Here is a 24,029-nt window from a genome sequence, read left to right on the forward strand (position 1 = left end):
ACTTTTGGGGAGGTACTCCTTTTTTCATGTCTTGAAAGCTTTGTGAGACCTGTGATTCAAATTATGAAATTTACTCACTTAAAAAGGGTTTTTATTTTTTTTGAATGGTGTTATAGTGTATATATCAATATAAACACTATAACAGTAAGGGGGATTTATTTGTGGGGATTTTTGATATGTTATGGGCGTATGTGCTTGTATTTCTATTGGCAGCAGTTCCATTTTTTGAAGCGGTAGCTGTTATACCTATTGCTATTCTTGGTGGTTTATCTGCTATTCCAGTTACGATATTAGGTTTTGTAGGGAATTTCTTAACTGTTATTCTTGTCATAATCTTTGTTGATAGCATAAAGCAATGGCAAAGAAAAAGAAATAGAAATCTAGTGGAAGATACAGCAGAAGGTGAAAGCAAACGAACACAGCGTGCACAGAAGATTTGGAATAAATATGGAATGCCAGGGTTATCAATTATTGGACCATTAATTGTTGGAAGTCATTTAACAGCTTTAATGGCATTATCGCTAGGAGGGACCAAAAGAGCAGTTGCCTATTGGTTAACAGGAAGCCTTGTATTATGGTGTGTAAGTGTTGCAATTTTAGCTCATTTAGGATTTGATTTTCTAAACGTAGGAGAAGGCGGTTTTTTAAGAGGGATCTTCAATTAAGTAAGGAAATAAAAAGTTACGATTGTTAAATAAGGAATAAGACCCTTTACGAAAACAGTGTATCAAAAAAGAAGTGAGGGCATTAGAAAGTCTTCACTTTTTTTGCGAGTTTCTTTTTAATGAAAAAAGGGAGATAAAGGAGTAAAAACATTAATAAAGCAACAAGCTCAAGCGAGAAGATATACCAAGGGTAAGGCCCTAAGTAATCGAGAATGCTGATATTCGGAGGTTTTCTAGATAGGAACATATAGTTAGCTCCAGTCACTTTATTGATGAAGAAAGCAATTATGGCAAATGTATTTAATACAAGCATTGATTTAATAATAGATTTTAAAGTAACAGTGAATTTCTCGACCCATACCATATATAAACTAGCAAGAATAATGGCAAAATGTGCAATGAAAAAGTGAAAAAAACGAAAATGAGGAAAAGTATAAAATAAATCTGGTGTAATGATAGCCTGCAATGCTCCTCCTATTCCAAAGAAATAGACAACTTCAAATACAAAATAACTTTTGAAAGCAAGCATGTACATACTTAGATACAAACTAATCGTACAAAGATGTAACGGTAAGTTATATCGAATATGCCATTGGTCAACGGAACTGCTCCACAACAGTAAACTTATTTCAGAAAAAGCTAGTGAAAAGAAAAGGGTCCAGCGACCATACTTTTTGATTTGATAATACTGACGTAATGTATAAAGGAGTATAATAAGAAACAAAAAAAGAATGAGAGTGACAATATGCCTGAATGATAAAAAAAGCGAATCATCAACAAACTTATCTAATTCAAATATAGAGTTCATTTATTTCACCCTCCTTCTTGAATACGCAAAATACTATGAATGATTACGAATGATTTGGCGGTGTTTCTTATGGATGTTGTTTTTCTTTAGGCGTTTGATCTTTGTGACGAAACCTCGAGCGTTTGTATTTTCGGAAATGGTTCTGAATTTCCTTTGGAGACAAATGATTTTCTCTTAGTTCAATTTTATCTAGAAATTTAATTAATAACATAGCTGTGTTAATAGCATCATCAATTCCACGGTGAGCTTTTCCTGTCGGCTCGATTCCAGCCATCATTAAGGCATTTTTCAGCCCTAATTGATTATTACCTTCTTCTGTTAACAAATTACCGATCGGCTTTTGAATGTCATTATAGTTTCGCAACCATTCAAGAGAAAGTTTGTTTTGAACCGATTGATTGATAAAATGAGCACGGTCGTCTTTGCCCCATGAGCATAAAAAGTATTCTTCACCAAGCCATTTGGAGAACTTATGGATGCCTATGTCAAACGGAACTGCTTTTTCAACATCTTCTTCCTTCATCTTTATAAATTTTCTTGTACTTTTTGAAATGTGTCCTCGTTTTGGAGAAATATACTGTTGAAAATGATCTATAATTTTTCTTGTTTGTAAATCAACTTTACACGCTCCTATTTCAACAATTTCACTCGGTTGTCCTTTTCGAAACCGTTTGATTAACTCTAGGTCATAAACAACAGCTATCACGCTCCATCATCCTCTCAACATTCTTTATACTTATACTTATACTTATACTCTTCTCTGATAAAGCTTATACGATGCAAAAATATGATGTTTCTAATGGTTTTATTAGGTATTCCTTAATTAGTATTAGCCAATCGATTGAAGAAGATGGAGAGTGGTCATGTATGGGAAGTTGATAAGGATAGGAAGGGTCTTTCTTGATGTTACAACGCAAAAAGAAAAAGAAGAAGAATTTAAACAGCTTGCCTTTTATGATGATTTAACAGAGTTACCAAATCGGAAATTACTTGAGATACAATTATTATCTTTGAAGAAACAGATAAGAAAGAGATTATAGATATTGCTAATCGTATTATTGAGTCTGTTTCTACCCCATTTCCGATAATTGAACGTTTCACCTAGTATCGGGATCAGCATGTTTCCTGAAGACGGAGAAGACAGAGAAACGTTAATTCAAAATGCAGATAAAGCAATGTATCATGCTAAGAGAAATGGGAAAAATTATCAGTTTTATACACCGGACTTAAGCAATGTCTAACCTAGGAAGTTTGATATTTTTGAAAAGATCTTCAAAGGAGTATCGAAAATTCGAGGGTAATAATAGTATGCATATAGATAAAAACAACCTATCTCTTACTGAGAGAGATAGGTGTTATTATCTAATCGTTATTTGATTTCAATTAGATCAGCTAATTGAACATATCCATATTCACCTTTATATTCGGCAAATGCGATAACATAGTAAGATCCAGGTGTAAGTGTACCTGACTCAATTGTTCCATCCCAATTAAAGTGATAGAAACCTGTAGTTAGAACATTAGTACCAATAATTGAATTACCTACGTATTGTCCTGTATCATTATAGAGCCATAATGCAACCTCATCTGCACCTCCAGGTAAATAAACACTTCCATTAAAAACATTATTTCCTAAAGTGACAAGGTCAAAGTGGGTAATTCTTGGGTAGTCTGGTTCCTTTACAAAAAGAATTGTTGGGATTTCATAAGATTCTGTGTTGTTGCTAACTACAATGGTTCCTTCGTAATAACCAGCTTCTAGTTTGCTAGTATCTACTTTAACGTTAAAGTTTACTTGTTGTGAGCGGTTAGCTTGTACTTGTAAATTATCGCTTATTGTCACTTTGATACCTTCTGGATTTCCATCAAAATGAACGTCAAAATCATATCTTTTACGTTCACTAGCAAGGTTGTTAATGGTGAAATGTTGACGCTCAACTTGACGTCCTTTGTCTTTTAAAAATGTTCCAAATGAATGACTTCCAGGAGTAATAAGTGTCTTTGTTTCGATCGCATCAAGAACTCGGATACTACCTGCTCCTTGAGAGTTATGAGCATAGAGGTTCCCATCAGCGTTATATAATTTTTCTGCAGTGTTCATAAGAGCGGCTTTCACAAAATCGACATTCCAACTTGGGTTAGCTTGTAAAATTAGGGCTGCCGCACCAGCGACGTGAGGAGCTGACATACTTGTCCCTTGCAAAGCAGCATAGCTTTTACCTGGAAAAGTACTTACAATGTTTACACCAGGTGCGGATACATCTGGCTTGATCATCCAAGTATCTAATACTGGCCCACGTGATGAGAAGTCTGCCATCGTTTCGCCAACTTCTTTATCAAATTCAATTTCAAATGATACTGTGTTGTTGTCAGATTCTAATTCTGCTACTAGTTTTTGACCGTCTTCTAGAGTCGTCATGATGGTTGGAACAGCCAGACCAGATACAGTTGGTTGAACACCTTCAACGTTGTTGTAAATAATAGCTCCAATAGCGCCAGCATTTTTTGCATTGGTTGCTTTATCAATAAAAGGGTATTCTCCCCGACTAATTAAAGCTACCTTTCCTTCTAGATCTTTTCCTTCGAAGTCAGTTGCAGCACCTAATCCAACATGAACAAACTCATATTCACCTTCATTTAAACTAAGTAGTGCTTCTTCTGAAGGGTGTCCCATGACTTCTGCACTTGGATATGCTACTTCTTCAGATGTAAATATGTCTGCATTGAAAACATTGTATGGTAGTTGTGTTGCTCCAACAGAAATGGCATCTCTAGACGTACCGGGTGAACCCACTGTCCAATTATTAGGGCCGCTATTCCCATTGGAAGTAATAGCAACAACACCTTCAGCCATTGCCCAGTCAAGAGCAATACTTGTTGCCCAGTCAGCATTATTTAACGTGTTTCCTAAAGAGAGGTTCATAATGTCTGCCCCGTCTTTAACAGCAAGTTCGATAGCTGCGACAACATCTTCGGTTGTTCCCCCATTAGGACCAAGAACCCGATATCCTAAAAGTGAGGCATCTGGAGCTACGCCTTTGATTGTCCCGTTTGCAGCAACTGTTCCTGCAACATGTGTTCCATGATATTGGCCTGCCCCTTCTTGGGGATCAGCGTTATTGTCTACAAAATCGTATCCTTTATAATCACCAAATGCATGAGCTAAGTCAGGATGAATATAATCGACTCCGGTATCAATAATAGCGACTGTTACACCTTCACCTGTAAAACCTTCATCCCAAGCTTCAACAGAACCAATAAAAGGAGCGCTAGCCATCATATCAGGACTGAAAGATTCAGGATCAATAGGTGTTGCTTCGCTAACGGATGCAACATGATATGTAACATTTGGATAAACGGCTTTCACCCCAGCTACCGATAATAAATTAGGTATCTCATTTTCTGCGATTTCAACAGAGAATCCTGAGAATACGTAGTCGTATTCTCGATTTACTTTACTCGAAGAAGATAGCTGTTGTAAGTCAGAAATGACTTGTTTTCGTTCTCGTTGTAGTTTTTGTTTCGTTTGGCTTTTTCTGCGATGTTTTGCCTCGAGTAATGATGGTTCTTCGATCTCAACAATAACAGTTATTTCTTTAGAGGAACTCAAATCGATATCAGTGAAAATAGAAGCGAGTTCGGGTGCGGTTTGATTAGCTGCAACTGTTCCACCAAAATGAGCAAAACCCGCAATCGTAATTAAGAAAATAAGTGAATACATAACGAGCTTATGAAATTTTTGATGCATATTTCTGAAACAACTCCTTTTTTTTGATTTGTGGGTAACTGATCGTATCTTAAATTACCTCCAGTTGATCACATTCCCTCATGATATTTGAGAAAATTCGATAATTTGAAAGTAATAACCTTTTTATTGAATAAAAATGAGATAATATTACCAAGTGCGAAATTATAGAGTCGCGAAATATGTATAATTAGGTCCATAGACATTTAAAAGTATTATTAAAATGAAATGTAGCGGATTTATTACTGAAAAATGAAAGAAGTTATGAGGTATAACATAGACATTAGCAAAAATGAATAGGCGGATGAACCTAGGTGGAAAGTAAGTACTGGCCGATTCTATCATTCGTTTCTCGAATGGTTGATTTATAAAAGTAAGAAAAAATGCATATTGTTTAAATGATTTTAAGGTAAGTGAATGATAAGTTAGCTATCTGTAACTTGTTGATGTTGTTACCATTGTATGGTACAACTAATAGTAGTAAGTTTTAAATTTAATAGCAATCACTACTAGGGGTGCTTTTTAGCTGAGAGAGATAGTTATCTTAACCCTTATAACCTGATCTAGTTCGAACTAGCGGAGGGAAGAAGTGTATGAAAGTTTATTTGTTAATAAGGATACTTTTATGTTCTCAACCACTTCGAGCGAAATTGAAGTGGTTTTTTTGCGTCTTTATGAGATACATTGAGTGTTCGTATTATGAGAAAGTGGTTTCAAAAGGAGGATAGGACGTGTCAAAAAGTTTAGATGCCATATTAAAGGAAATTGATGAACGAAAAGGTGAGATGATTGACTTACTAAAAACATTCATTTCTTTTCAAACACCTGCACCGCCAGCAAGGAATACGAAAGAAGCCCAACAATATGTTGCTAGCTTATTAAGAGAGTTAGAGTTTGAGATTGATATGTGGGATATATACCCGAATGATCCTAACGTAGTCGGGCTTTTGAAAGGAACGGCTTCTAATTCACATAACAGCTTGATAATTAATGGACATATGGATGTTGCTGAAGTAAGTGATGATGAAGAGTGGGAGTTGGATCCCTTTACTCCGATCGTCCGTGATGGAGTTGTCATTGGACGTGGTGCAGCTGATATGAAAGGTGGATTAGCTGGGGCATTATTTGCAATTAAACTCATTCGTGAAGCGGGTATTCAATTACGTGGTGATCTTTTATTTCAATCTGTCATTGGAGAAGAAGTAGGCGAAGCTGGTACACTACAATGCTGCAAACGTGGATATAGCGCTGATTTTGCCATAGTTGTTGATACAAGTGATTTACATATTCAAGGACAAGGTGGCGTCATCACTGGTTGGATCACAGTGAAAAGCAATCAAACTTACCATGATGCTACAAGAAGAAGCATGATTCATGCTGGTGGCAATTTAGTAGCCGCAAGTGCGATCGAAAAAATGACGAAAGTAATGGAAGGACTTGGAGAGTTAGAGCGCCACTGGGCCATAACAAAAAGCTATCCAGGGTGCCCACCAGGTTCAAATACGATCAATCCAGCAGTGATCGAGGGGGGAAGGCATGCTGCGTTTATTGCAGATGAGTGTAGGTTGTGGATTACAGTGCATTTCTATCCAAATGAAACATATGAGCAAGTAGCTAATGAGATAGAAGAGCACATTCTCAATGTAGCTAAAGGTGATATTTGGTTGCGTGAGAATCCTCCTACGTTTACTTGGGGTGGAACATCGATGATCGAAGAGCGTGGAGAGATTTTTCCGTCATTAGAAGTAGACCCCAACCATCTAGGAGTCCAGTTATTAGCTAGTTCTCATCAACGAATAACGGCACAAGAGGCAATCTCTGATGTTTCGCCAACTGTAACAGACGGTGGATGGTTAGGAGATGCAGGGATCCCAACAGTTATATATGGTCCGGGCGATTTGCTAAACGCCCATTCTGTTAATGAGCAGGTATCGATTGAGCAACTTGTTGCTTATACAAAAGTACTTACTACATTTATTTATAACTGGACAAATCAATCTAAAAAAGAGGTGCGGACACGTGAAATTTAGTGAACGTTTGTATGAGAAATTGCAACCAATTTGGAGAAAGAATCATGCTCACCCTTTTGTTCAAGGGATCGGAGACGGGACACTTGATCGTGAGAAGTTCCGTTTCTTCATGATTCAAGATTATTTGTACCTAATTGATTATGCAAAGCTTTTTGCTTTAGGTGCAATGAAAGCAGAAGACGTTGAAACGATGGGAAAGTTTGCAAAATTATTAGATTCAACTTTAAATGAAGAAATGTCTCTTCATTTAAAGTATGCAAAGAAGTTTGAAATTGAAGAATTAGAGTTTAAACAAGCCAAACCAGCTCCAACAACTCTTGCCTACACACATTACATGTTACACGTTGGTCAAAACGGGACATTAGCAGATCTTGTGGCTGCTGTTCTTCCTTGTATGTGGAGTTATTGGGAAATTGGAAAAGAATTAAATGAAAGACCAGGAGCAAACGAGCATGAATTTTACGGTGAATGGATTCAAATGTACTCTTCAGAAGAGTTTGGGGAATTAGCTCATTGGTGCATTGACCTGCTTGATACGCTAACAGAAGGAAAACCTGAGTTAGAACTTGAGAAGCTAGAAGAAATCTTTTTAAATACGACGCGTTTTGAGTATATGTTCTGGGACATGTCATACAAACAGGAAATGTGGCCAACTGATGAGTAAACCATCTTTACAGTTAAAAGGGGTCAGTTTTCACTATAAAGAAAGCAAAAGTCAACAATCATTCCTCATTCTAGATTCATTCGATTTTGATGTACATAAAGGTGAATTCATTAGCATAATAGGGCCAAGTGGATCGGGGAAAAGTACGATTTTCAGACTGATAACAGGACTTGAAGAGCCTTTAAATGGAGAGATACTTATAAATGGAAAAAGATATCCGAATCGCTTTGGGAAAGTCGGATATATGCCGCAACAAGACTTACTCATGCCTTGGAGAACGATTTTGGACAACGCGACACTTCCTCTTGAATTAAAAGGGGTAAAAAAACAAGAAGCTCATAAAAAAGTATCCGACCTACTAGGTGAGTTTGGATTAAAAGATGTTGAAAAAAAGTATCCAGGCGATTTATCTGGTGGCATGAGGCAGCGTGTATCGTTTCTGAGAACGGTATTAAGTGGTTCAAATGTATTGTTGTTGGATGAACCGTTTAGTGCCCTTGATGCCATTACACGATTGTCGATGCAGGAATGGTTGTTAGTGCAATGGGAAAAGTGGAAAACGACTATTTTATTTATCACTCATGATGTCGATGAAGCCTTATTTTTATCCGACCGTGTATTTGTTTTTACAGAAGCGCCTGTTCAAAAGCTCGTGGAGGTTCATGTCCCTTTAACACGACCACGAGAGATTCGAGATATCCACTCGCCAGACGTGATAGCGGTGAAAGAACAATTAATCGACCAACTGCGTAAACAGGTGGCAACATGAGGCATGTAAAAGATTATGTAACACCAGCGGTACTTATTGTTGCTTTAATTCTGATTTGGGAAATCGTTGCTAGAGTGATTGGTATGACATTTATTTTGCCATCGCCTACAGAAGTGATGGTGAAGTTATATGATAGTCGAAACACGTTATTTCTTGTGCATTTGCCAGCAACGTTAGCGATTATTTTAATTGGATTAGCGTTCTCCATCTTTCTTGGGGTTGGATTAGCGATTTGGATGAGTGTAAGTAAAGCTGCTGAAAAAACATTTTACCCAATTGTTATTTCATCACAAACAATTCCGATTATTGCTCTTGCTCCAATCTTTGTCTTATGGTTTGGCTATTCGATCTGGAGCAAAGTCGTTGTGACACTCTTAATCACCTTTTTTCCAATCACAGTGAACACGTTCGATGGCCTTCGTTCAAGTAGCAAAGATTTAAAAGAACTGATGCTGACAATGGGGGCGAGTAAGAAGGATATATTCTTTAAATTGAGTGTCCCTTCAGCACTCCCACATTTTTATTCAGGTTTAAAAGTGGCTGTCACTTTAAGCGTCATAGGAGCCGCGATTGGAGAATGGTTAGGTGCCAAAGCAGGTCTTGGTTACTTTAGTAGACGGATGATGACGCAATTTGATGGGGCGGGTGTATTTGCACCTATAGTCTTGTTGTCTGCTATAGGAATTGTGTTATTTTTGATTGTTGTATTACTCGAGAAAATTTCGTTAAAGTGGAGGAGAACAGAATGAAAAAGTGGATAACAGCTAGTATTAGTTCATTAGTGGTAATAGGTCTTGCAGCTTGTGGTGGAGCTAGTGAAGAGCAAGTAGAATCAGAAGGTGTTTCGCCTGAGCCTGCGATCGAAGAAGAAGCTAAGGTAGCAGAAATTGATATCATGTTAGATTGGTACCCTAATGCTGTACATAGTTATTTATATGTAGCACAAGAAAATGGCTACTTTGAAGAGGAAGGAGTGAAGGTTAACATTCAATTTCCAGCGAACCCAACGGATCCAATTAACTTAGCTGCAGCTGGACAAATCACTCTTGGAATTTCGTATCAACCAGATGTCGTAACTGCACGTGCGAACCAAGATGTTCCAATAAAATCAGTTGGAGCCATTGTTCGTTCGCCGCTGAACCATGTTATCTTTTTAGAAGAGAGCGAAATCCAAAGTCCGAAAGATTTGGAAGGCAAAACAGTTGGTTATCCTGGCATCCCAGTTAACGAAGCACTAATTAAAACAATTGTTGAAAATGATGGTGGAGATGCAGATGAAGTCCAAATGATGGACGTAGGTTTTGAGCTAGGCTCTTCAATTATCAGTGAGCGAGTAGACGCAGTATCTGGAGCCTATATTAATCATGAAGTTCCAGTTTTAAATTATGAAGGTCACAAAACACGTTACTTCAATCCAGTTGATTACGGAGTTCCAAGTTTTTATGAACTTGTTGTCGTAACGAGTGATCAAACATGGGAAGCACAAGAAGAAGAGATTAGAGCCTTTTGGCGCGCAGCGACAAAAGGATATGAGTACATGAAGGAAAACCCTGAAGAAGCTTTAAACATTTTGTTAACGAACCAAGATGAAGCAAACTTCCCACTTATTGAAGAGGTGGAGCAAGAAAGTTTAGAAATCCTTCTTCCAAAAATGGAGTCGGATACAGGGTTTGGAAGCCAAGAAGGAGACTCTTGGCAAGATACAATTGATTGGATGTTGGAATTTGAATTAATTGAAGAAGCACCATCTATATCCGATGTTTTTGTAAACATTGTAGAATAAATTGCATATTATGAAGCTACTGACTGATTTATTAGTTAGTAGCTTTTCGTTTTGTCTACTTTAGTAATTTTGTCCAATTAGTGACGGGATTTATTTTTTTTCTGATATAAAACCTAACGAGATGTTTGTAGAGACAACTTTAGACGATGTAAAATTTATACAACAAGCAAAGTAGAAAAAATGCTTGACAGTCTCGCTATAGTGGGACAATTAAAAATGAAGGAGTGATTTCTTTGATAGAACAATATTTAGAGGAACGTTTCGGAATTGTACAGGAAGATATATTGGTTTCTCCTTTCACGAACAAAACCGCCACTGTCAAAGAGATCCTGCACACTGTCGAACAAAAAGGTCATGCGCAGATGGTTCTCAAAAAATTACAATTAATCCAGTCGTTAGGTCGAAAAGGGGTTATTATGTATCTGGCTGGCCTATCAAAATAATTAGATAAAGAGAAAAGATAGAGGGTACTATTTATGCAGTAAGCAGCAGAAAAGTGCAAAGACTTTGTAAAAGCTACACCTATTTAACGTTTTAGAGTACTTAAAAAATGTTAAAAGGTGTAGCTTTGTTATTTTAGGTAATGTATGAGGAAAGCAGACTCTAGTAAAATTGCAGTCTTTGATAAAAAACGGAATCGAATCCTGTTAATCTTGATTGTTTTTCTTCGCCTTAAATATATCTTTTAAGGGGATTTTTTCTAGTGTTTTGTTTTCTTCCTTCTTGTCTTTTTTATTTTCTTTGTGAGCATACCATGAAATAATTTTCAATTTAAGCACCACCAATCATTAATTTAATTACTAGTTAATATACTCTTTGTCCATATATATGAGACATGGAATAAATTATGATTATCAGGAGTTCATATTGATGGTGTTTTTCCTTATAGTATCCATTATTCTTATCATTTGATATATTGGTGATAACAATAGTTGCAATGATGAAATGATAAGAGAGGTTACCATGAATATAGATCACTTGAAGATTTTTGTTACAGTTGTCGAACTCAGGCATTTCTCAAAAGCAGCCAAACTTTTGAATTTGTCGCAACCAAATGTTAGCTTGCATATTCGAAATGTAGAAAATGAATTAGAAACTACTTTATTTATTCGTTCACCAAAACAAGTAAAAGTAACAGCTGCTGGAGAAAAGTTTTATATTAAAGCGAAAGAAATTCTTTCTCTTTATGAAGAAGCAAAGCAGGAAATAGCTGACCAAAAACATATTGTGCAAGGAACAATTAAAATTGGTGCTAGTTTCACAATTGGAGAATATATCCTTCCTAGAGTGCTTGCAGAATATGCAAATGAACACCCTGGAGTTAATGTAGAAGTAATTGTCGGTAATACAGAAGAGGTTATTAGTAAAACACGTTCAAATGAATTAGATATTAGCTTAATAGAAGGAGAAGTTATTGATCATGAAATAGAAGCTGTGCCGTTTATGAACGATGAAATCATTATCATTGCGCCAACTAATCACCCTTTATCACAACTGAGAATGGTGAAACCAGAATTATTACAGGATCAAGTATGGATTTTAAGAGAAAGTGGTTCAGGCACTCGTGCTTATAGCAATCAACTTATCCAAAACTTAAACTTGCATGTGAGACGATCTTTTGTATTTAGTAGTAGTCAAGGCATTAAAGAAGCAGTTTCAGCAGGACTCGGCATTGCGATGATTTCAAGATTAACAGTGCGAAAAGAATTGGAATTGGGAGAACTAAAGGAAATCAATGTAGCTAATAGGAGATTCACAAGAAAACTTTCGATCATTAAAGGGAGGCATGATTTCGTTTCTCGAGCACATGATTTATTTATCGAAAAAATTATGAATCATGAAAAAACAATTGAATGAAATGTATAATAGTATGTCAAAAAGAGAGCAAAATCTTATACATTCGTTTTGCACTCTTTTTGTAAATATTAAGTATCCTCAATTCAACTGTATATCCATCAAATATCGTGAAACGAATCTGGAAAAAGGGTTCTAACGAGGAGTCGAACGTGTTATGATAACGTAAATGAATGATTATTCACTCATAAATTGATGCTGGGGGAATGAGGATATGAAAGGAAAAGTGGTAATTGTAACAGGTGGAAGCAATGGGATGGGAAAAGCAATGGCAAAACAATTTGCACAATTAGGTGCATATGTAACAATAAGTGGTAGGGATCAAGACAAATTAGAGCGTGCTAAGCAGGAGATCGAATTATTTAAAGGTCAGATTCTACCTGTTGTGATGGATGTCAGAGATCCAGAAAAGGTTCAAGTGATGGTTGATCAAACCAAAGAGGCTTTTGGTACGATTGATTTTCTTGTTAATAATGCAGCTGGGAATTTTTTAGTTCGCGCAGAAGAGCTTTCTGTTAACGGGTGGAATGCAGTCATTGATATTGTTTTGAATGGTACATGGCATTGTACACAGGCAGTAGCAAAAGAATGGATTAAAGAAAAAAAAGCTGGGTGCATAACCAATATCGTTGCAACTTATGCATGGACGGCAGGACCGGGTGTCGTTCATTCAGCTAGCGCAAAGGCAGGCGTTCTTGCAATGACGAGGACATTAGCTGTTGAATGGGGAAGTCAGTATGGTATTCGAGTGAATGCCATTGCTCCGGGACCAATTGAGAATACTGGTGGAGCCGAGAAGCTTATCATGAACGATGAAATATACAAAAAAATGATTGCCGGAATACCTGCAAAACGATTTGGAAAAGTAGAGGAAGTGGCAGGCGTTGCAGCATTTCTCTTTTCAAAAGAAGCGCAGTATATAAATGGTGAGTGTATCACACTAGATGGTGGTCAATGGTTAAATGGATCGGCACTTATGTTTTAATACTAATATGAAAGCGCTTTTAATCGAAGGCATGCTTAAAAGATAACAGAGCTATACACATTGCTTAAAGATTTTTCAATGAACCCCAACCTTTTATTTAAAGAAGAAGCAATGCTCTGCACTCTGCGCGCCTGCTTTGAAAAAAGCGTTCAAAGCAGGCTAAAAAGATAGCAAATGCTTCGCTCATTGCTTAAAGATCTTTCAACTAGGGAACCCCACCCTTTTTGAAAGATTTTATAACGGGTGATAATCGTTAGCGTGTTCTGTTTGGATTGCTAACTGTTGGATTTTTTCATTTATATAGGTTCGATCAAGTTCGAGTAATGATTCTTGTTTTATGCCTTGCTGAATGTAACGAGAAAATTTCCAAATCATTCCTTTTGTCTTTTTGTCATTTTGTGTTGCAATTAATTGTAAGGAATCAATCATAGCAGCGACAACAGATATATCCTCAATCCCGTAATGACGTATTTGGTAGTAGCAACGGTAAAGATAATCTTCAAAATGTCGTTGCCTCACCATAACACGAAGGCTCTCGTGTTCGTCATTGTAAAAGGAGCGGTGAAGGTTCTTTTTTGCTAAAACGGTTAAAATCCTTGCAAGAGCGCGAATGCCGCTAATCGCAGTATTCGGGTCATTTATTCCGGGTGAGAGGGCGCGTAATGTGATCTCCACTAGTTTTGTCAGTCCAAAATCTATATCTTGAATCGTTGCTCTCTCTTCTCCAACATGAAATAAAGCTTGGTAATCAGACTGATCTAAATTCTTTTCACTCCCCCAAAAAGATAGAATAGGTGATCCTTTTTCTATAAAATCACCAAGTCCCACTTCGACTTTAACAATGATGTTATCTGTACTTGCTAGCTCAACTAATTTATCAAGTTCAATGACCAACAAATATCCTGATTTTGCAGCGGGCATATAACTCGGTTCCACTAAGTTAAGTTCTTCACTTTCCCAATCTTTCCAAGGCTCATCAGCTGCTTGAATCTTTGCATCCTCGTAATTTTCATGAATGGATTTAATAGTATTCGTTGTAATATGATGAATTAAATTGCTAACTTGTATCCACCTCCCAACATGATGGACAAAAAATACAAAGAAACCAACACAAATAATGGCATAAACCACTGCTAAAGTCGGAGAGAGAAAGTGAAATTGCTGATTCGATTCGCGCAATAGCAATAATAAGATTAATGAATAGACAAAACCACCAATAAAAACACCAAGAATTCGTTGAGTATGTACATCTGTTAAGAAATCTTGCATCGTTCGTGGTGAAAATTGCGATAAATATGTTGTTAGTACGACCATGATTGTTGAGAATGAAATGGTCGTCATTGTTAAGAGGGATGATGTGATTGTACTTAATAACGTTTGTGCTAGGCTCAAGTCTACAATAAAAACAGTAGGTAAAAAGTCTTTTTTAATAATTGAATCGATATATACACTCACTCCAGCTACAACGATAGAGACCGTTCCATATAAAGCAGGGATAAACCAAAAATGAGAGCGTAACATAAGCAACATGGGATGATTTTTCAAATTTTTGTCCTCCCTTTGCATATAGATATTGTTAGTTTTTGCTATTTTGATAAAATTAAACGTTTTTTTTTCAGTCATTGTAGGAATATATATGTAATGCGCTGAAAAGATTACGATAAATCTGAAGGAGTGATGATGTTGAGTATTCAGTATCCAAGTAATGAGGAAATCAAACAATTATTGCAAGAGAGCAAACGTATAGCAGTCGTTGGGCTCTCTGCAAACCCTGACCGGACGTCTTATATGGTATCAGAAGCAATGCAAAATGCTGGGTATGAGATTATTCCAGTTAATCCTTCTGTTGATGAAGTTTTAGGAGTAAAAGCTGTTGGCTCCTTAAAAGAAATTGAAGGGGACATTGATATTGTAAATGTTTTTAGACGGAGTGAATTTTTGCCAGAGGTTGCAAAAGAGACAATCGAAGTAGAAGCAAAATCATTTTGGGCACAACTTGGTTTAGAAAATGAAGAAGCATATGAAATGTTAACAGAAAAAGGAATAAAAACAGTGATGAATCGATGTATTAAAGTCGAACATGCAAAATGGAAATAAATGTTTTGAAAAGTCTGTCTCACACGAATTAGATGGGACTTGGCATTAGCAGCGAACTCTGTAAGCCCTACTATGAGAAGTTTACTCGTAGTAGGGCTACAGGTGTAAGGATTTTTTTACATAATTCTGACTAGCATGGATCTTATCTTAACTAAGGATAATAAGGTTATTTAGCACTTCTTTTTCTTTTTTTGAATGTTGAAGAAAATGCAGGATAATGGAAAAGAGGTTGCGAATACTGAAATAACCGCTACAATAGATTAAGCAGCACTGTCGTCAGGATCAAAACATTCGTTCGCTTGTGCTACAATACTTGGAGTAGCATGTTGAAAGGAGAACCAAAATTTGACTAAGAAACAAACTATGGATTATAACGATGAATCAATACAAGTGTTAGAAGGTCTTGAAGCCGTTAGAAAGCGCCCTGGGATGTACATAGGAAGTACGGATGCGCGCGGTCTTCATCATCTTGTCTATGAAATAGTTGATAACTCCGTTGATGAAGCATTAGCTGGACACGGATCATACATAAACGTTACGGTTCACAATGATAATAGTATATCTGTTACGGATGAAGGACGAGGGATGCCAACAGGTATGCACCGGTCGGGAAAGCCAACACCTGAAGTTATTTTGACCGTCCTTCACGCTGGTGGGAAATTTGGTCAAGGTGGATATGCCACAAGTGGAGGTCTTCACGGTGTAGGAGCTTCGGTCGTAAATGCACTTTCTGAATGGCTCGTTGTAGAAATAAGACGAGATGGACAAACTTATAAACAGCGTTTTGAAAATGGTGGAAAACCAGTTACATCTTTAGAGAAAGTAGGGAAAACACGCAAATCAGGAACAATGATTCACTTTAAGCCTGATACGACAATTTTTAGTTCAACAGCGTATAACATTGAAACTTTGACAGAGCGTCTGCGTGAAGCCGCTTTCTTATTAAAAGGATTAAAAATAGAGCTTGTTGATTTGCGCGGAGAAGGTACCCAGCAAGAATTCTATTTCGAAAACGGGATTGAAGCGTTTGTAGAATATTTAAATGAGGATAAAGAAACATTAAGTCCAGTTGTTTTCTTTCAAGGAGAACAAAATAATATTGAAGTTGAGTTCGCATTTCAATTTAACGATGGATATACGGAAAATGTCTTATCCTTTGTAAATAATGTACGTACAAAAGATGGTGGCACACATGAACTCGGTGCAAAAGCAGCCATGACACGTGCAGTCAATGAATATGCTAGAAAAGTAAAGCTATTAAAAGAAAAAGATAAAAACCTAGACGGGTCAGATATTCGCGAAGGGTTTACTTCGATTATTTCCGTTCGAGTTCCTGAACAAAAGCTACAATTTGAAGGACAAACAAAAGGGAAACTAGGGACCTCAGAAGCACGATCAGCAGTTGATGGTGTCGTTTCAGAAAAGCTATCCTATTTCTTTGAAGAAAATCCTGATGTTAGTATGATGCTGATCAAAAAATCTTTAAAAGCACAGCAAGCCCGAGAAGCGGCCAGAAAAGCTCGAGAAGATGCGCGCAATGGAAAAAAGAGCAAACGAAGAGATGTTCTTTTAAGTGGGAAACTAACTCCAGCCCAATCGAAAAACCCGCAAAGAAATGAACTATATTTAGTTGAGGGTGATTCAGCTGGAGGTTCGGCTAAACAAGGCCGTGACCGTAAGTTCCAGGCTGTACTTCCCCTCCGTGGAAAAGTAATCAATACTGAAAAAGCAAAACTTGAAGACATTATGAAAAACGAAGAAATACGTACGATTATCCATACAATTGGAGCTGGAGTTGGAGCTGACTTTACATTAGATGATGTCAATTATGATAAAATTGTCATCATGACAGATGCTGATACAGATGGTGCTCATATTCAAGTCCTTTTGCTAACCTTCTTTTACCGGTATATGCGTCCACTATTTGATGTTGGCAAAGTGTACATTGCTTTACCACCTTTGTACAAAGTTAGCAAAGGAAGCGGAAAGAAAGAGGTAATTGAATATGCGTGGGACGAACGTGAACTAGATAAAGCAACAAAGTTAGTGGGTCGAGGCTATACACTTCAACGTTATAAAGGTCTTGGAGAGATGAATGCTACGCAACTATGGGAAACGACAATGGACCCAGAGACTAGAACGCTTATTCGCGTGAAACTTGATGATGCTGCTCGTGCAGAGAAACGAGTAACAACATTAATGGGTGATAAAGTTGAACCTAGACGAAAATGGATTGAGTCTCACGTTGCCTTTGGAATGGAAGAAGATGCAAACATCTTAGAAAATGAAAACTTAGCTATTATAGAGGAGGAGTAAGCTTGGCACAAACAGAGCGTTACTTAGACCTTCCCTTAGAAGAAGTCATTGGCGATCGTTTTGGTCGCTATAGTAAATATATAATTCAAGAAAGAGCATTACCTGATGCAAGAGATGGCTTGAAACCTGTACAACGACGTATTTTATATGCGATGTACAAGGAGGGAAATACAGCAGAGAAGCCATTCCGTAAATCAGCAAAAACAGTCGGTAATGTAATTGGTAATTATCACCCGCATGGAGATTCATCCGTTTATGAAGCGATGGTTCGAATGAGTCAAGATTGGAAAGTGCGAAACCTTCTAATTGACATGCACGGGAATAATGGTTCAGTTGATGGAGATCCTCCAGCTGCAATGCGTTATACAGAAGCTCGTCTTTCGAAAATTGCAGCTCAGCTGTTACGGGATATTGATCGTGATACTGTTGATTATATTCCCAATTTCGATGACTCCGAAAATGAACCGGTTGTTTTACCAGCAATGTATCCCAATTTACTTGTCAATGGGTCAACGGGGATATCAGCAGGCTATGCAACGGATATTCCGCCGCACCATTTAGGAGAAATTATTGATGGTGTTATTATGCAAATGGAAAAACCGAGTACAACGCTTGATGATTTGCTACAAGTTGTTAAAGGCCCTGACTTTCCGACAGGTGGCATGGTTCAAGGTATAGATGGGATTCGCCAAGCGTATCGTACCGGGAAAGGGAAAGTGGTTGTCCGTGCGAAAACAGAAGTGGAAGAAATACGTGGCGGACGTGAACAAATTGTTATTACTGAAATTCCATATGAGGTTGTGAAATCCAATTTAGTTAAGAAAATGGATGAGTTACGTTTCGATAAAAAAGTCGACGGAATTGCTGAGGTGCGTGACGATACAGATCGTACAGGATTACGAATTGTCGTGGAGCTGAAAAAAGAAGCTGATGCGAGTGCCATTTTAAACTATCTATTAAAAAATACTGATTTACAAGTTACATATAATTTCAATATGGTAGCAATCGCAAATAAAGCACCGAAGTTAATGGGACTTCAAGCACTAATTCAAGCCTATATTGACCATCAAAAGCTTGTTTTTACTAGAAGGGCAAAATATGACTTAAAAAAAGCCCAAGATCGTCAGCATATCGTTCAAGGTTTAATTAAAGCCATTTCAATTTTAGATGAAGTTATTGCAATGATTCGTGCATCCAAAGATAAAAAAGATGCTAAGGATAACTTAATTGAAAAATTTGATTTTACAGAAGCACAAGCCGAAGCGATTGTGACATTACAGCTATATCGCTTAACTAATACTGACATCACAACTTTAGAAGAAGAAGCTGCTGAACTTGAACGGCGAATCCATGAACTTGAAGCGATACTTGAAAGTGAGAAAAAGCTGATTCAAGTTATTAAATCTAGCCTTCAGGCGATCAAAAAAGAGTTTGCTGATCCTCGGCGGACGATTATTAAAGACGAAATTGAAGAAATCAAAATCAACATGGACGTCTTAATTGCTTCTGAAGATGTTATGGTAACAGTCACAAAAGAAGGCTACGTGAAACGTACAAGTATTCGTTCCTACACAGCCTCAAGCAAAGAGCCTCCAGGGATGAAAGAAGGCGATTATTTATTAGGGCATTTTGAAATAAACACGACTCATACATTGGTTTTATTTACAAAAATGGGGAACTATCTCTATTTACCAATACATCAACTTCCAGATATCCGTTGGAAAGATAATGGTCAGCACATTGCAAATATAGTTGGAATTGATAAAGATGATGAAATCGTAGAAGCAATGGGAATAGAGTCTTTCAGCGAGGAAGAATCTCTACTTTTCCTAACAAAAAATGGGATGGCTAAACGATCTCAATTATCCCTATATCAAGCACAACGTTACTCAAAACCATTAATGGCAGTTAAATTAAAAGATGATGATGAAGTGATTTCTGTAAGAAAAACAAACGGAAATCAAGAAGTCTTCATTGCTACTAAGTTGGGCTATGGGTTATGGCTAGGTGAGGATGAGATAAATCTTGTAGGTCAACGTGCAGCCGGAGTAAAAGCAATTAACTTAAAAGATGATGACGAAGTGATTGATGCTACTACATTTAGCATTGATGAAAAGGTCGAATTCCTTATAATTACTCAACGTGGAGCGGCAAAGAAAATATCGATTTCTGAATTCGATAAATCTAGTCGAGCAAAGCGCGGACTTGTTATGTTACGTGAACTTAAATCCAACCCACATCGCATCGTTGCTTGCAGGAGAGTTGCTTCAAAAGTAGATACGTACATGATCCAAACTGAAAAAGGAGCAACTGTCAAACTGTCTCCAGCTACATTCCGGAATAGTGATCGATATAACAATGGTTCATTTATTATTGATACAACGTCTGAAGGCTCAATTGTTGATATTTGGAAAGAAATAACAACAGAGAAATCAAACGATGAGTAGATATTCTACTCATCGTTTTTCTGACTTGTAATCATTATATGGGCATGCTTCGTTGGTGAGAACGAACGTTCTGTGGTATTGTGATTATATAGAGAGAATGCAAATGGAGTATTGAGTTTACGATAATGAAGTTATGTAAAGTAACAGGAAAAGGATGAAGCATCATGAAAGGACCAACACACATAGTAGGTGGATTAGCGGCAGCTACTTTTACAGCCAATATCCTATCAGTACCTAATCAAGAACCTATGATTTTTTACGGTGCAGCTCTTTTTGGAGCCATTATACCGGATATTTGTCATCCACGGTCTATGATCGGAAGAACAGTCCCATTGTTGTCAAATTTGTTAAGCAAAATGTTTGGGCATCGTTCAATTACACACAGTTTGTTATTTATTTTTCTTATTTATTTTGGATTAGAGCAATTTGAATTTAGAGGTTCTTATGACTTACAATTAGGGATTGTAGTTGGCGTGATCAGTCACATACTGTTAGATTTACTAACACCTCAAGGGACAAAGCTCTTTTACCCAATCAAATCAAATATTAGAATCCCTTTTTATGTGAAAACAGGTTCAATTATTGGAGAAACTAGTGTTATGGCAATCTTAATAGTAATGACAATTTATTTGTTAGTAGTGTAATTTTATAAAGCGAGATCCTCAATTCCTTTATATAGAGTACAGGAAATTGAGGATCTTACAATAATGGTACGGATATTGTAATTGGTCATTTCTTTTTACTTGAAATGAAGAGAACAGCTAATGTTGCAATGATTGAAAGAACTCCACATAAATAGAATACAAAAAATAACTCCGCTCGTTCCGCAATCTCACCTGCCAATAAAGGACCTAGTAGTATGCCAATCGCATAAAATGATTGATAAAATCCCATGGCTGAATTTTTTAAGTCGATAGTACTAACTTGTATGACCATGCCCAGTAACAAAGGAAAAATAATACCTAACGTTAATCCAATGCCAGCATGAACTAGAGATAAAGTCAGTAAAGAATTTGCTAAAGGAATAAAGAATAGAAACAATGTTGTTCCTAAAAAGCTTACAAGTAAAACTTTTTTTTGGTTTCTTAAATCAATCTTATAATACATAAGCCATACAGATGCAAGTGCGTGTGGAATGAAGAACGCGCAAATCAGTATAGTGATCGCATAAGAAGCTTCTGATAAATACGTAGCATACATTGGTGAGAATCCGAAAATCGTAATAAACAGTATAGCATGTGCACTTAATGATAAAAATGTAATCGTTTTTAACCCTTTTAATTGGAACGTTTTCTTTATGTGAGAGGTTAAATGAAATTCTTGTTTGCTACTGGAAATAGAAACTTCCTTTATCTGAAAAGCTAAGAAAATGCCAATAATTGATGTAATTGCAGCAACCCAAAAAGGAAAATTCCAACCAAGATAGAGGACTAAATAACCACTAATAATCATACTGAAAAATTGCGCAAAAACAGTTAAAAATTGAATTCTGCTCATCGCTTTCGACGCTTGATCAGTATGAAAATACTGTGAATACAAAACGGTTGCCATTACCCACATAGCCGCTGTTATCCCGGCTAGAAGACGAGCGGTAAAAATAGCAAAAAACGAATTTGAAAATAGAAGAAGAAGACTACTAGCTAGTGCAGCAAAAAATCCGAAGATTAATAACTGCTTCCTTAACCCGATAAGTCGGTCTGAAATCACTCCTAATGGGAAGCGTAGAAGGATTTGTGTTACACCATAGCTTCCTAGTATAATCCCAATTAGTGAATAAGAAAAACCGGTATTTTCCAAATATAAACCAAAAACAGGGATATAAATATATGTAGAAAACCAAAAACAAAAAACCGTACTTAGGAAAATCACATGGTCTTTCTTTGAGGCGCGTGGTTCATCAGTTTGATCTGTTAGAATTGCTTCCTGCAATCATAACCCCTCCAGTCTATAAAAAAGTTAAGCGCTTTCGCTTTAAATAGTATACATTGAAGTGAAAACTGTCAATTAGAAACTTCATTGTATAGTAGGAGAGGTGGCTCCTTAATTCACTTTTTTAGTAAGTTAAACATGCGGACCTCTGTAGATTCTTTCGAGTGCATCTGCCAAATATACTATTTAGCGCTATTTAGAATGATTTTTCTCTTAAACATCCACACGTACAATAGGCCAGCAAAGAAAAGAAATCCACCGTATCCAACTGCTGGATATAAATACTTTACCAAATTTGAAAATCCAACCTGACTAAAAATGAATGCGGCAACGGTTGTTAATATGATCAGCCATATTCGAAAACGTGAATTAATAAATGTCATTCTTGAAACAAATCCATACAAGTTGCTTACTGCAGTTGAGAAAACCGCGGAGAATAGCACGATAGCAAAAAAAAGTTGAACAAAAGGGGAAAGCAATGAGGCAATATAAATCATAGGTACTTTAACTGAAGCCACCTCTGATATATTCGACAATACCGCAAAGTACATAGCCAATATTCCTAAGCCTAAGCCTAATGCACCGAACAAAGCACCCCAAAAAAGGTTTTTTTGACTTTGGGCGTTTGGTCCCATTGGTGCTAAGATGGCAACAGCGATCACTAGGTTAAAGGATACATAATTAAGTGAAGCTATAATCCAATTGGGTGCAGCCCCAACTAAGGATTTAGTCAATTCAATATCTTCCAATGTGATAGGATTTCGGTAAATTCCGTAAATAGCGATAACTAAAACAGTTAATAATAGTATAGGAACAACGTAGCTAATCGCATTGATCACTCCTTCAATTCCTCTCACAACGGTTAGAAGTGATAAAAGTGCCATTAAAACCGTACCAAACCATGGTGATAATTGAAATTGTTCATCAAAGATTGCACCTGCTCCAGCGATCATTGCAGCTAACGCACCGAATAAAAAAATGGTAATAATAAGATCAATGATTGTGCCTATATATCTCCCATTTGAAAAGCGAACGACTTCTACATAAGCTGTTGCACTAAGAGCACGTCCTATCGTTAAAATTAAGTATCCGAATAGGAAGAATAGGACTGTTGCTAAAGCAATGCCTGAAATACCAAGTATTCCATACGCGCTAAAAAATTGAAGCACTTCTTGTCCAGATGCAAAACCTGCACCCACAATTGTTCCAATGTAGGTTGCCGCAATTTTTAAGGAGCTTAATCTCTCTGGTGAATCTTTATCCACTATTACCACCACCAATTTATAAGTTGCGATTTGACAGGACGTTACAATAAAAAAGTAGAAGAGGTCAAACCCCGATAATACAAAATACGAAAATCACTCGTATGATGATGCACTAGTAAATCGGGGGCAGACTTGTTTTGGGTACTGCTTATTTCATTATTCTTCTTTTTGTTCAGTTTCTACTGATGTAGCAGAAGCTCCATCATATTCCCTGCTAATTTGCCCAGTTGTTTCTTTTTTCCAGGTTAATTTATAGTCAGCGATTTCATCTGGTCCAGTTAAGCCAAATAAACCCATTTGCCCTTGTCCCATTCGAACATGATCTTGAACATCACTTCTACCGTCTTCTGCCATTTAGTTCACCTCGTTATTCTGCTGGATTTGCTTCAACTGCTATTTCGTAAGCGTGTAATATCGAATCTCTTTCATTTGGATCTGAAATTCCGACTAAATACTGCTCATTGTTATTGTCTTCAACCCTCATAAGAATCGTTTCGTCATTAGAAGTCAAAAGGGCATATGAATGATCTTCCATGTCAAACAACGCCTCTACTGAATAATCTTTTTCTTGACCTTGTTCATCCTCTATAGTGATTTGATCCCTTACTTCATTCGAATCCATATAGCAAACACCTCACAAATACAAAATGATCACCTTAAAAACTTTCTATC

Annotated in this window: 24 protein-coding genes and 1 riboswitch; of the genes, 15 read left to right on the plus strand and 9 right to left on the minus strand. The window is 37.0% G+C overall.

What is annotated here, in order from left to right; genetic code table 11:
- Positions 1-161 precede the first annotated feature (161 nt).
- Positions 162-665: a small multi-drug export protein gene (locus tag SLH51_RS19765; protein ID WP_335963229.1), complete on the plus strand. Its 504-nt coding sequence runs from the start codon at positions 162-164 to the stop codon at positions 663-665.
- An 82-nt stretch (positions 666-747) separates the two neighbouring features.
- On the opposite strand, the gene SLH51_RS19770 is transcribed toward SLH51_RS19765, so the two are convergent.
- Positions 748-1,473 carry a YwaF family protein gene (locus SLH51_RS19770; RefSeq protein ID WP_335963230.1) on the minus strand — a complete coding sequence of 242 codons (726 nt, stop codon included), beginning with the start codon at positions 1,471-1,473 and terminating at the stop codon, positions 748-750.
- Between the two features lie 67 nt (positions 1,474-1,540).
- A complete protein-coding gene (locus SLH51_RS19775; RefSeq protein ID WP_335963231.1) occupies positions 1,541-2,179 on the minus strand; it encodes a 3'-5' exonuclease in 639 nt (212 codons plus the stop codon).
- Positions 2,180-2,336: 157 nt separating this feature from the next.
- Here SLH51_RS19775 and SLH51_RS19780 point away from each other — a divergent pair, with 157 nt between their 5' ends.
- Positions 2,337-2,513, plus strand: a complete 177-nt coding sequence (locus SLH51_RS19780; RefSeq protein ID WP_335963232.1) for a hypothetical protein — start codon at positions 2,337-2,339, stop codon at positions 2,511-2,513.
- Between the two features lie 48 nt (positions 2,514-2,561).
- Positions 2,562-2,714 (plus strand): diguanylate cyclase domain-containing protein, encoded by a 153-nt coding sequence (locus SLH51_RS19785; protein WP_335963233.1) that lies wholly within the window; start codon positions 2,562-2,564, stop codon positions 2,712-2,714.
- 128 nt (positions 2,715-2,842) lie between these two features.
- On the opposite strand, the gene SLH51_RS19790 is transcribed toward SLH51_RS19785, so the two are convergent.
- The gene (locus tag SLH51_RS19790) at positions 2,843-5,221 is read right to left on the minus strand and encodes a S8 family serine peptidase (protein ID WP_335963234.1); all 2,379 of its coding nucleotides are present in this window, start codon (positions 5,219-5,221) and stop codon (positions 2,843-2,845) included.
- A gap of 498 nt (positions 5,222-5,719) precedes the next feature.
- A riboswitch (TPP riboswitch) is annotated at positions 5,720-5,820 on the plus strand.
- Between the two features lie 129 nt (positions 5,821-5,949).
- On the opposite strand from SLH51_RS19790, the gene SLH51_RS19795 reads away from it, so the two are divergent.
- From SLH51_RS19795 to SLH51_RS19820, 6 genes are all read left to right on the plus strand, one after another.
- A complete protein-coding gene (locus SLH51_RS19795) occupies positions 5,950-7,248 on the plus strand; it encodes an acetylornithine deacetylase (RefSeq protein WP_335963235.1) in 1,299 nt (432 codons plus the stop codon).
- On the plus strand, positions 7,238-7,912 hold the full coding sequence (gene tenA, locus SLH51_RS19800; RefSeq protein ID WP_335963237.1) for a thiaminase II: 675 nt from the start codon (positions 7,238-7,240) through the stop codon (positions 7,910-7,912). Before SLH51_RS19795 ends, tenA begins: the two co-directional genes overlap by 11 nt.
- Positions 7,905-8,681, plus strand: a complete 777-nt coding sequence (locus tag SLH51_RS19805) for an ABC transporter ATP-binding protein (RefSeq protein WP_335963239.1) — start codon at positions 7,905-7,907, stop codon at positions 8,679-8,681. The genes tenA and SLH51_RS19805 overlap by 8 nt, the downstream gene beginning before the upstream one ends.
- Positions 8,678-9,430, plus strand: a complete 753-nt coding sequence (locus SLH51_RS19810; RefSeq protein WP_335963241.1) for an ABC transporter permease — start codon at positions 8,678-8,680, stop codon at positions 9,428-9,430. Before SLH51_RS19805 ends, SLH51_RS19810 begins: the two co-directional genes overlap by 4 nt.
- Entirely contained in the window at positions 9,427-10,464 is a 1,038-nt protein-coding gene (locus tag SLH51_RS19815) for an ABC transporter substrate-binding protein (protein ID WP_335963243.1), read from the plus strand. The genes SLH51_RS19810 and SLH51_RS19815 overlap by 4 nt, the downstream gene beginning before the upstream one ends.
- Before the next feature lie 233 nt (positions 10,465-10,697).
- On the plus strand, positions 10,698-10,907 hold the full coding sequence (locus tag SLH51_RS19820) for a hypothetical protein (protein WP_335963245.1): 210 nt from the start codon (positions 10,698-10,700) through the stop codon (positions 10,905-10,907).
- A 204-nt stretch (positions 10,908-11,111) separates the two neighbouring features.
- On the opposite strand, the gene SLH51_RS19825 is transcribed toward SLH51_RS19820, so the two are convergent.
- Complete coding sequence (locus SLH51_RS19825) at positions 11,112-11,234, minus strand: hypothetical protein (RefSeq protein WP_335963246.1); 123 nt, start codon at positions 11,232-11,234, stop codon at positions 11,112-11,114.
- A gap of 193 nt (positions 11,235-11,427) precedes the next feature.
- On the opposite strand from SLH51_RS19825, the gene SLH51_RS19830 reads away from it, so the two are divergent.
- Positions 11,428-12,321 (plus strand): LysR family transcriptional regulator, encoded by an 894-nt coding sequence (locus SLH51_RS19830; protein WP_335963247.1) that lies wholly within the window; start codon positions 11,428-11,430, stop codon positions 12,319-12,321.
- Positions 12,322-12,532: 211 nt separating this feature from the next.
- Positions 12,533-13,303, plus strand: coding sequence for a 2,4-dienoyl-CoA reductase (gene fadH / locus SLH51_RS19835; protein ID WP_335963249.1), 771 nt, complete (start codon positions 12,533-12,535; stop codon positions 13,301-13,303).
- Positions 13,304-13,537: 234 nt separating this feature from the next.
- Here fadH and SLH51_RS19840 read toward each other — a convergent pair whose 3' ends face one another.
- Positions 13,538-14,848 carry a DUF2254 domain-containing protein gene (locus SLH51_RS19840; protein WP_335963250.1) on the minus strand — a complete coding sequence of 437 codons (1,311 nt, stop codon included), beginning with the start codon at positions 14,846-14,848 and terminating at the stop codon, positions 13,538-13,540.
- Positions 14,849-14,986: 138 nt separating this feature from the next.
- Here SLH51_RS19840 and SLH51_RS19845 point away from each other — a divergent pair, with 138 nt between their 5' ends.
- The 4 genes from SLH51_RS19845 (at position 14,987) to SLH51_RS19860 (ending at position 20,807) form a co-directional block, all read left to right on the plus strand.
- On the plus strand, positions 14,987-15,400 hold the full coding sequence (locus tag SLH51_RS19845) for a CoA-binding protein (RefSeq protein WP_335963281.1): 414 nt from the start codon (positions 14,987-14,989) through the stop codon (positions 15,398-15,400).
- A 363-nt stretch (positions 15,401-15,763) separates the two neighbouring features.
- A complete protein-coding gene (gene parE, locus SLH51_RS19850) occupies positions 15,764-17,716 on the plus strand; it encodes a DNA topoisomerase IV subunit B (RefSeq protein ID WP_390184020.1) in 1,953 nt (650 codons plus the stop codon).
- 2 nt (positions 17,717-17,718) lie between these two features.
- Complete coding sequence (gene parC, locus SLH51_RS19855) at positions 17,719-20,163, plus strand: DNA topoisomerase IV subunit A (RefSeq protein ID WP_335963252.1); 2,445 nt, start codon at positions 17,719-17,721, stop codon at positions 20,161-20,163.
- A gap of 164 nt (positions 20,164-20,327) precedes the next feature.
- Complete coding sequence (locus SLH51_RS19860; RefSeq protein ID WP_335963253.1) at positions 20,328-20,807, plus strand: metal-dependent hydrolase; 480 nt, start codon at positions 20,328-20,330, stop codon at positions 20,805-20,807.
- An 85-nt stretch (positions 20,808-20,892) separates the two neighbouring features.
- Here the strand turns inward: SLH51_RS19860 and SLH51_RS19865 are convergent, their stop codons facing one another.
- The 4 genes from SLH51_RS19865 to SLH51_RS19880 form a co-directional block, all read right to left on the minus strand.
- Positions 20,893-22,092 carry an MFS transporter gene (locus SLH51_RS19865; protein ID WP_335963254.1) on the minus strand — a complete coding sequence of 400 codons (1,200 nt, stop codon included), beginning with the start codon at positions 22,090-22,092 and terminating at the stop codon, positions 20,893-20,895.
- Positions 22,093-22,274: 182 nt separating this feature from the next.
- A complete protein-coding gene (locus SLH51_RS19870; protein ID WP_335963255.1) occupies positions 22,275-23,357 on the minus strand; it encodes a YkvI family membrane protein in 1,083 nt (360 codons plus the stop codon).
- A 156-nt stretch (positions 23,358-23,513) separates the two neighbouring features.
- Positions 23,514-23,711 (minus strand): hypothetical protein, encoded by a 198-nt coding sequence (locus tag SLH51_RS19875; RefSeq protein ID WP_335963256.1) that lies wholly within the window; start codon positions 23,709-23,711, stop codon positions 23,514-23,516.
- Positions 23,712-23,724: 13 nt separating this feature from the next.
- On the minus strand, positions 23,725-23,979 hold the full coding sequence (locus tag SLH51_RS19880) for a DUF1292 domain-containing protein (protein WP_335963257.1): 255 nt from the start codon (positions 23,977-23,979) through the stop codon (positions 23,725-23,727).
- Between the last annotated feature and the right edge of the window lie 50 nt (positions 23,980-24,029).

This window comes from Halalkalibacter kiskunsagensis, from assembly GCF_037027555.1.
Lineage (GTDB): Bacteria > Bacillota > Bacilli > Bacillales > Bacillaceae_D > Halalkalibacter > Halalkalibacter kiskunsagensis.

Bases quoted from the DNA above. Each gene is read 5' to 3' on its own strand.
- SLH51_RS19875 (WP_335963256.1), bottom strand. From the start codon at position 23,711: ATGGCAGAAGACGGTAGAAGTGATGTTCAAGATCATGTTCGAATGGGA.
- SLH51_RS19860 (WP_335963253.1), top strand. From the start codon at position 20,328: ATGAAAGGACCAACACACATAGTAGGTGGATTAGCGGCAGCTACTTTT.
- SLH51_RS19805 (WP_335963239.1), top strand. From the start codon at position 7,905: ATGAGTAAACCATCTTTACAGTTAAAAGGGGTCAGTTTTCACTATAAA.
- SLH51_RS19815 (WP_335963243.1), top strand. From the start codon at position 9,427: ATGAAAAAGTGGATAACAGCTAGTATTAGTTCATTAGTGGTAATAGGT.
- SLH51_RS19810 (WP_335963241.1), top strand. From the start codon at position 8,678: ATGAGGCATGTAAAAGATTATGTAACACCAGCGGTACTTATTGTTGCT.
- SLH51_RS19880 (WP_335963257.1), bottom strand. From the start codon at position 23,979: ATGGATTCGAATGAAGTAAGGGATCAAATCACTATAGAGGATGAACAA.
- parE (WP_390184020.1), top strand. From the start codon at position 15,764: ATGGATTATAACGATGAATCAATACAAGTGTTAGAAGGTCTTGAAGCC.
- SLH51_RS19830 (WP_335963247.1), top strand. From the start codon at position 11,428: ATGAATATAGATCACTTGAAGATTTTTGTTACAGTTGTCGAACTCAGG.
- fadH (WP_335963249.1), top strand. From the start codon at position 12,533: ATGAAAGGAAAAGTGGTAATTGTAACAGGTGGAAGCAATGGGATGGGA.
- SLH51_RS19770 (WP_335963230.1), bottom strand. From the start codon at position 1,473: ATGAACTCTATATTTGAATTAGATAAGTTTGTTGATGATTCGCTTTTT.
- SLH51_RS19780 (WP_335963232.1), top strand. From the start codon at position 2,337: ATGTATGGGAAGTTGATAAGGATAGGAAGGGTCTTTCTTGATGTTACA.
- SLH51_RS19790 (WP_335963234.1), bottom strand. From the start codon at position 5,221: ATGCATCAAAAATTTCATAAGCTCGTTATGTATTCACTTATTTTCTTA.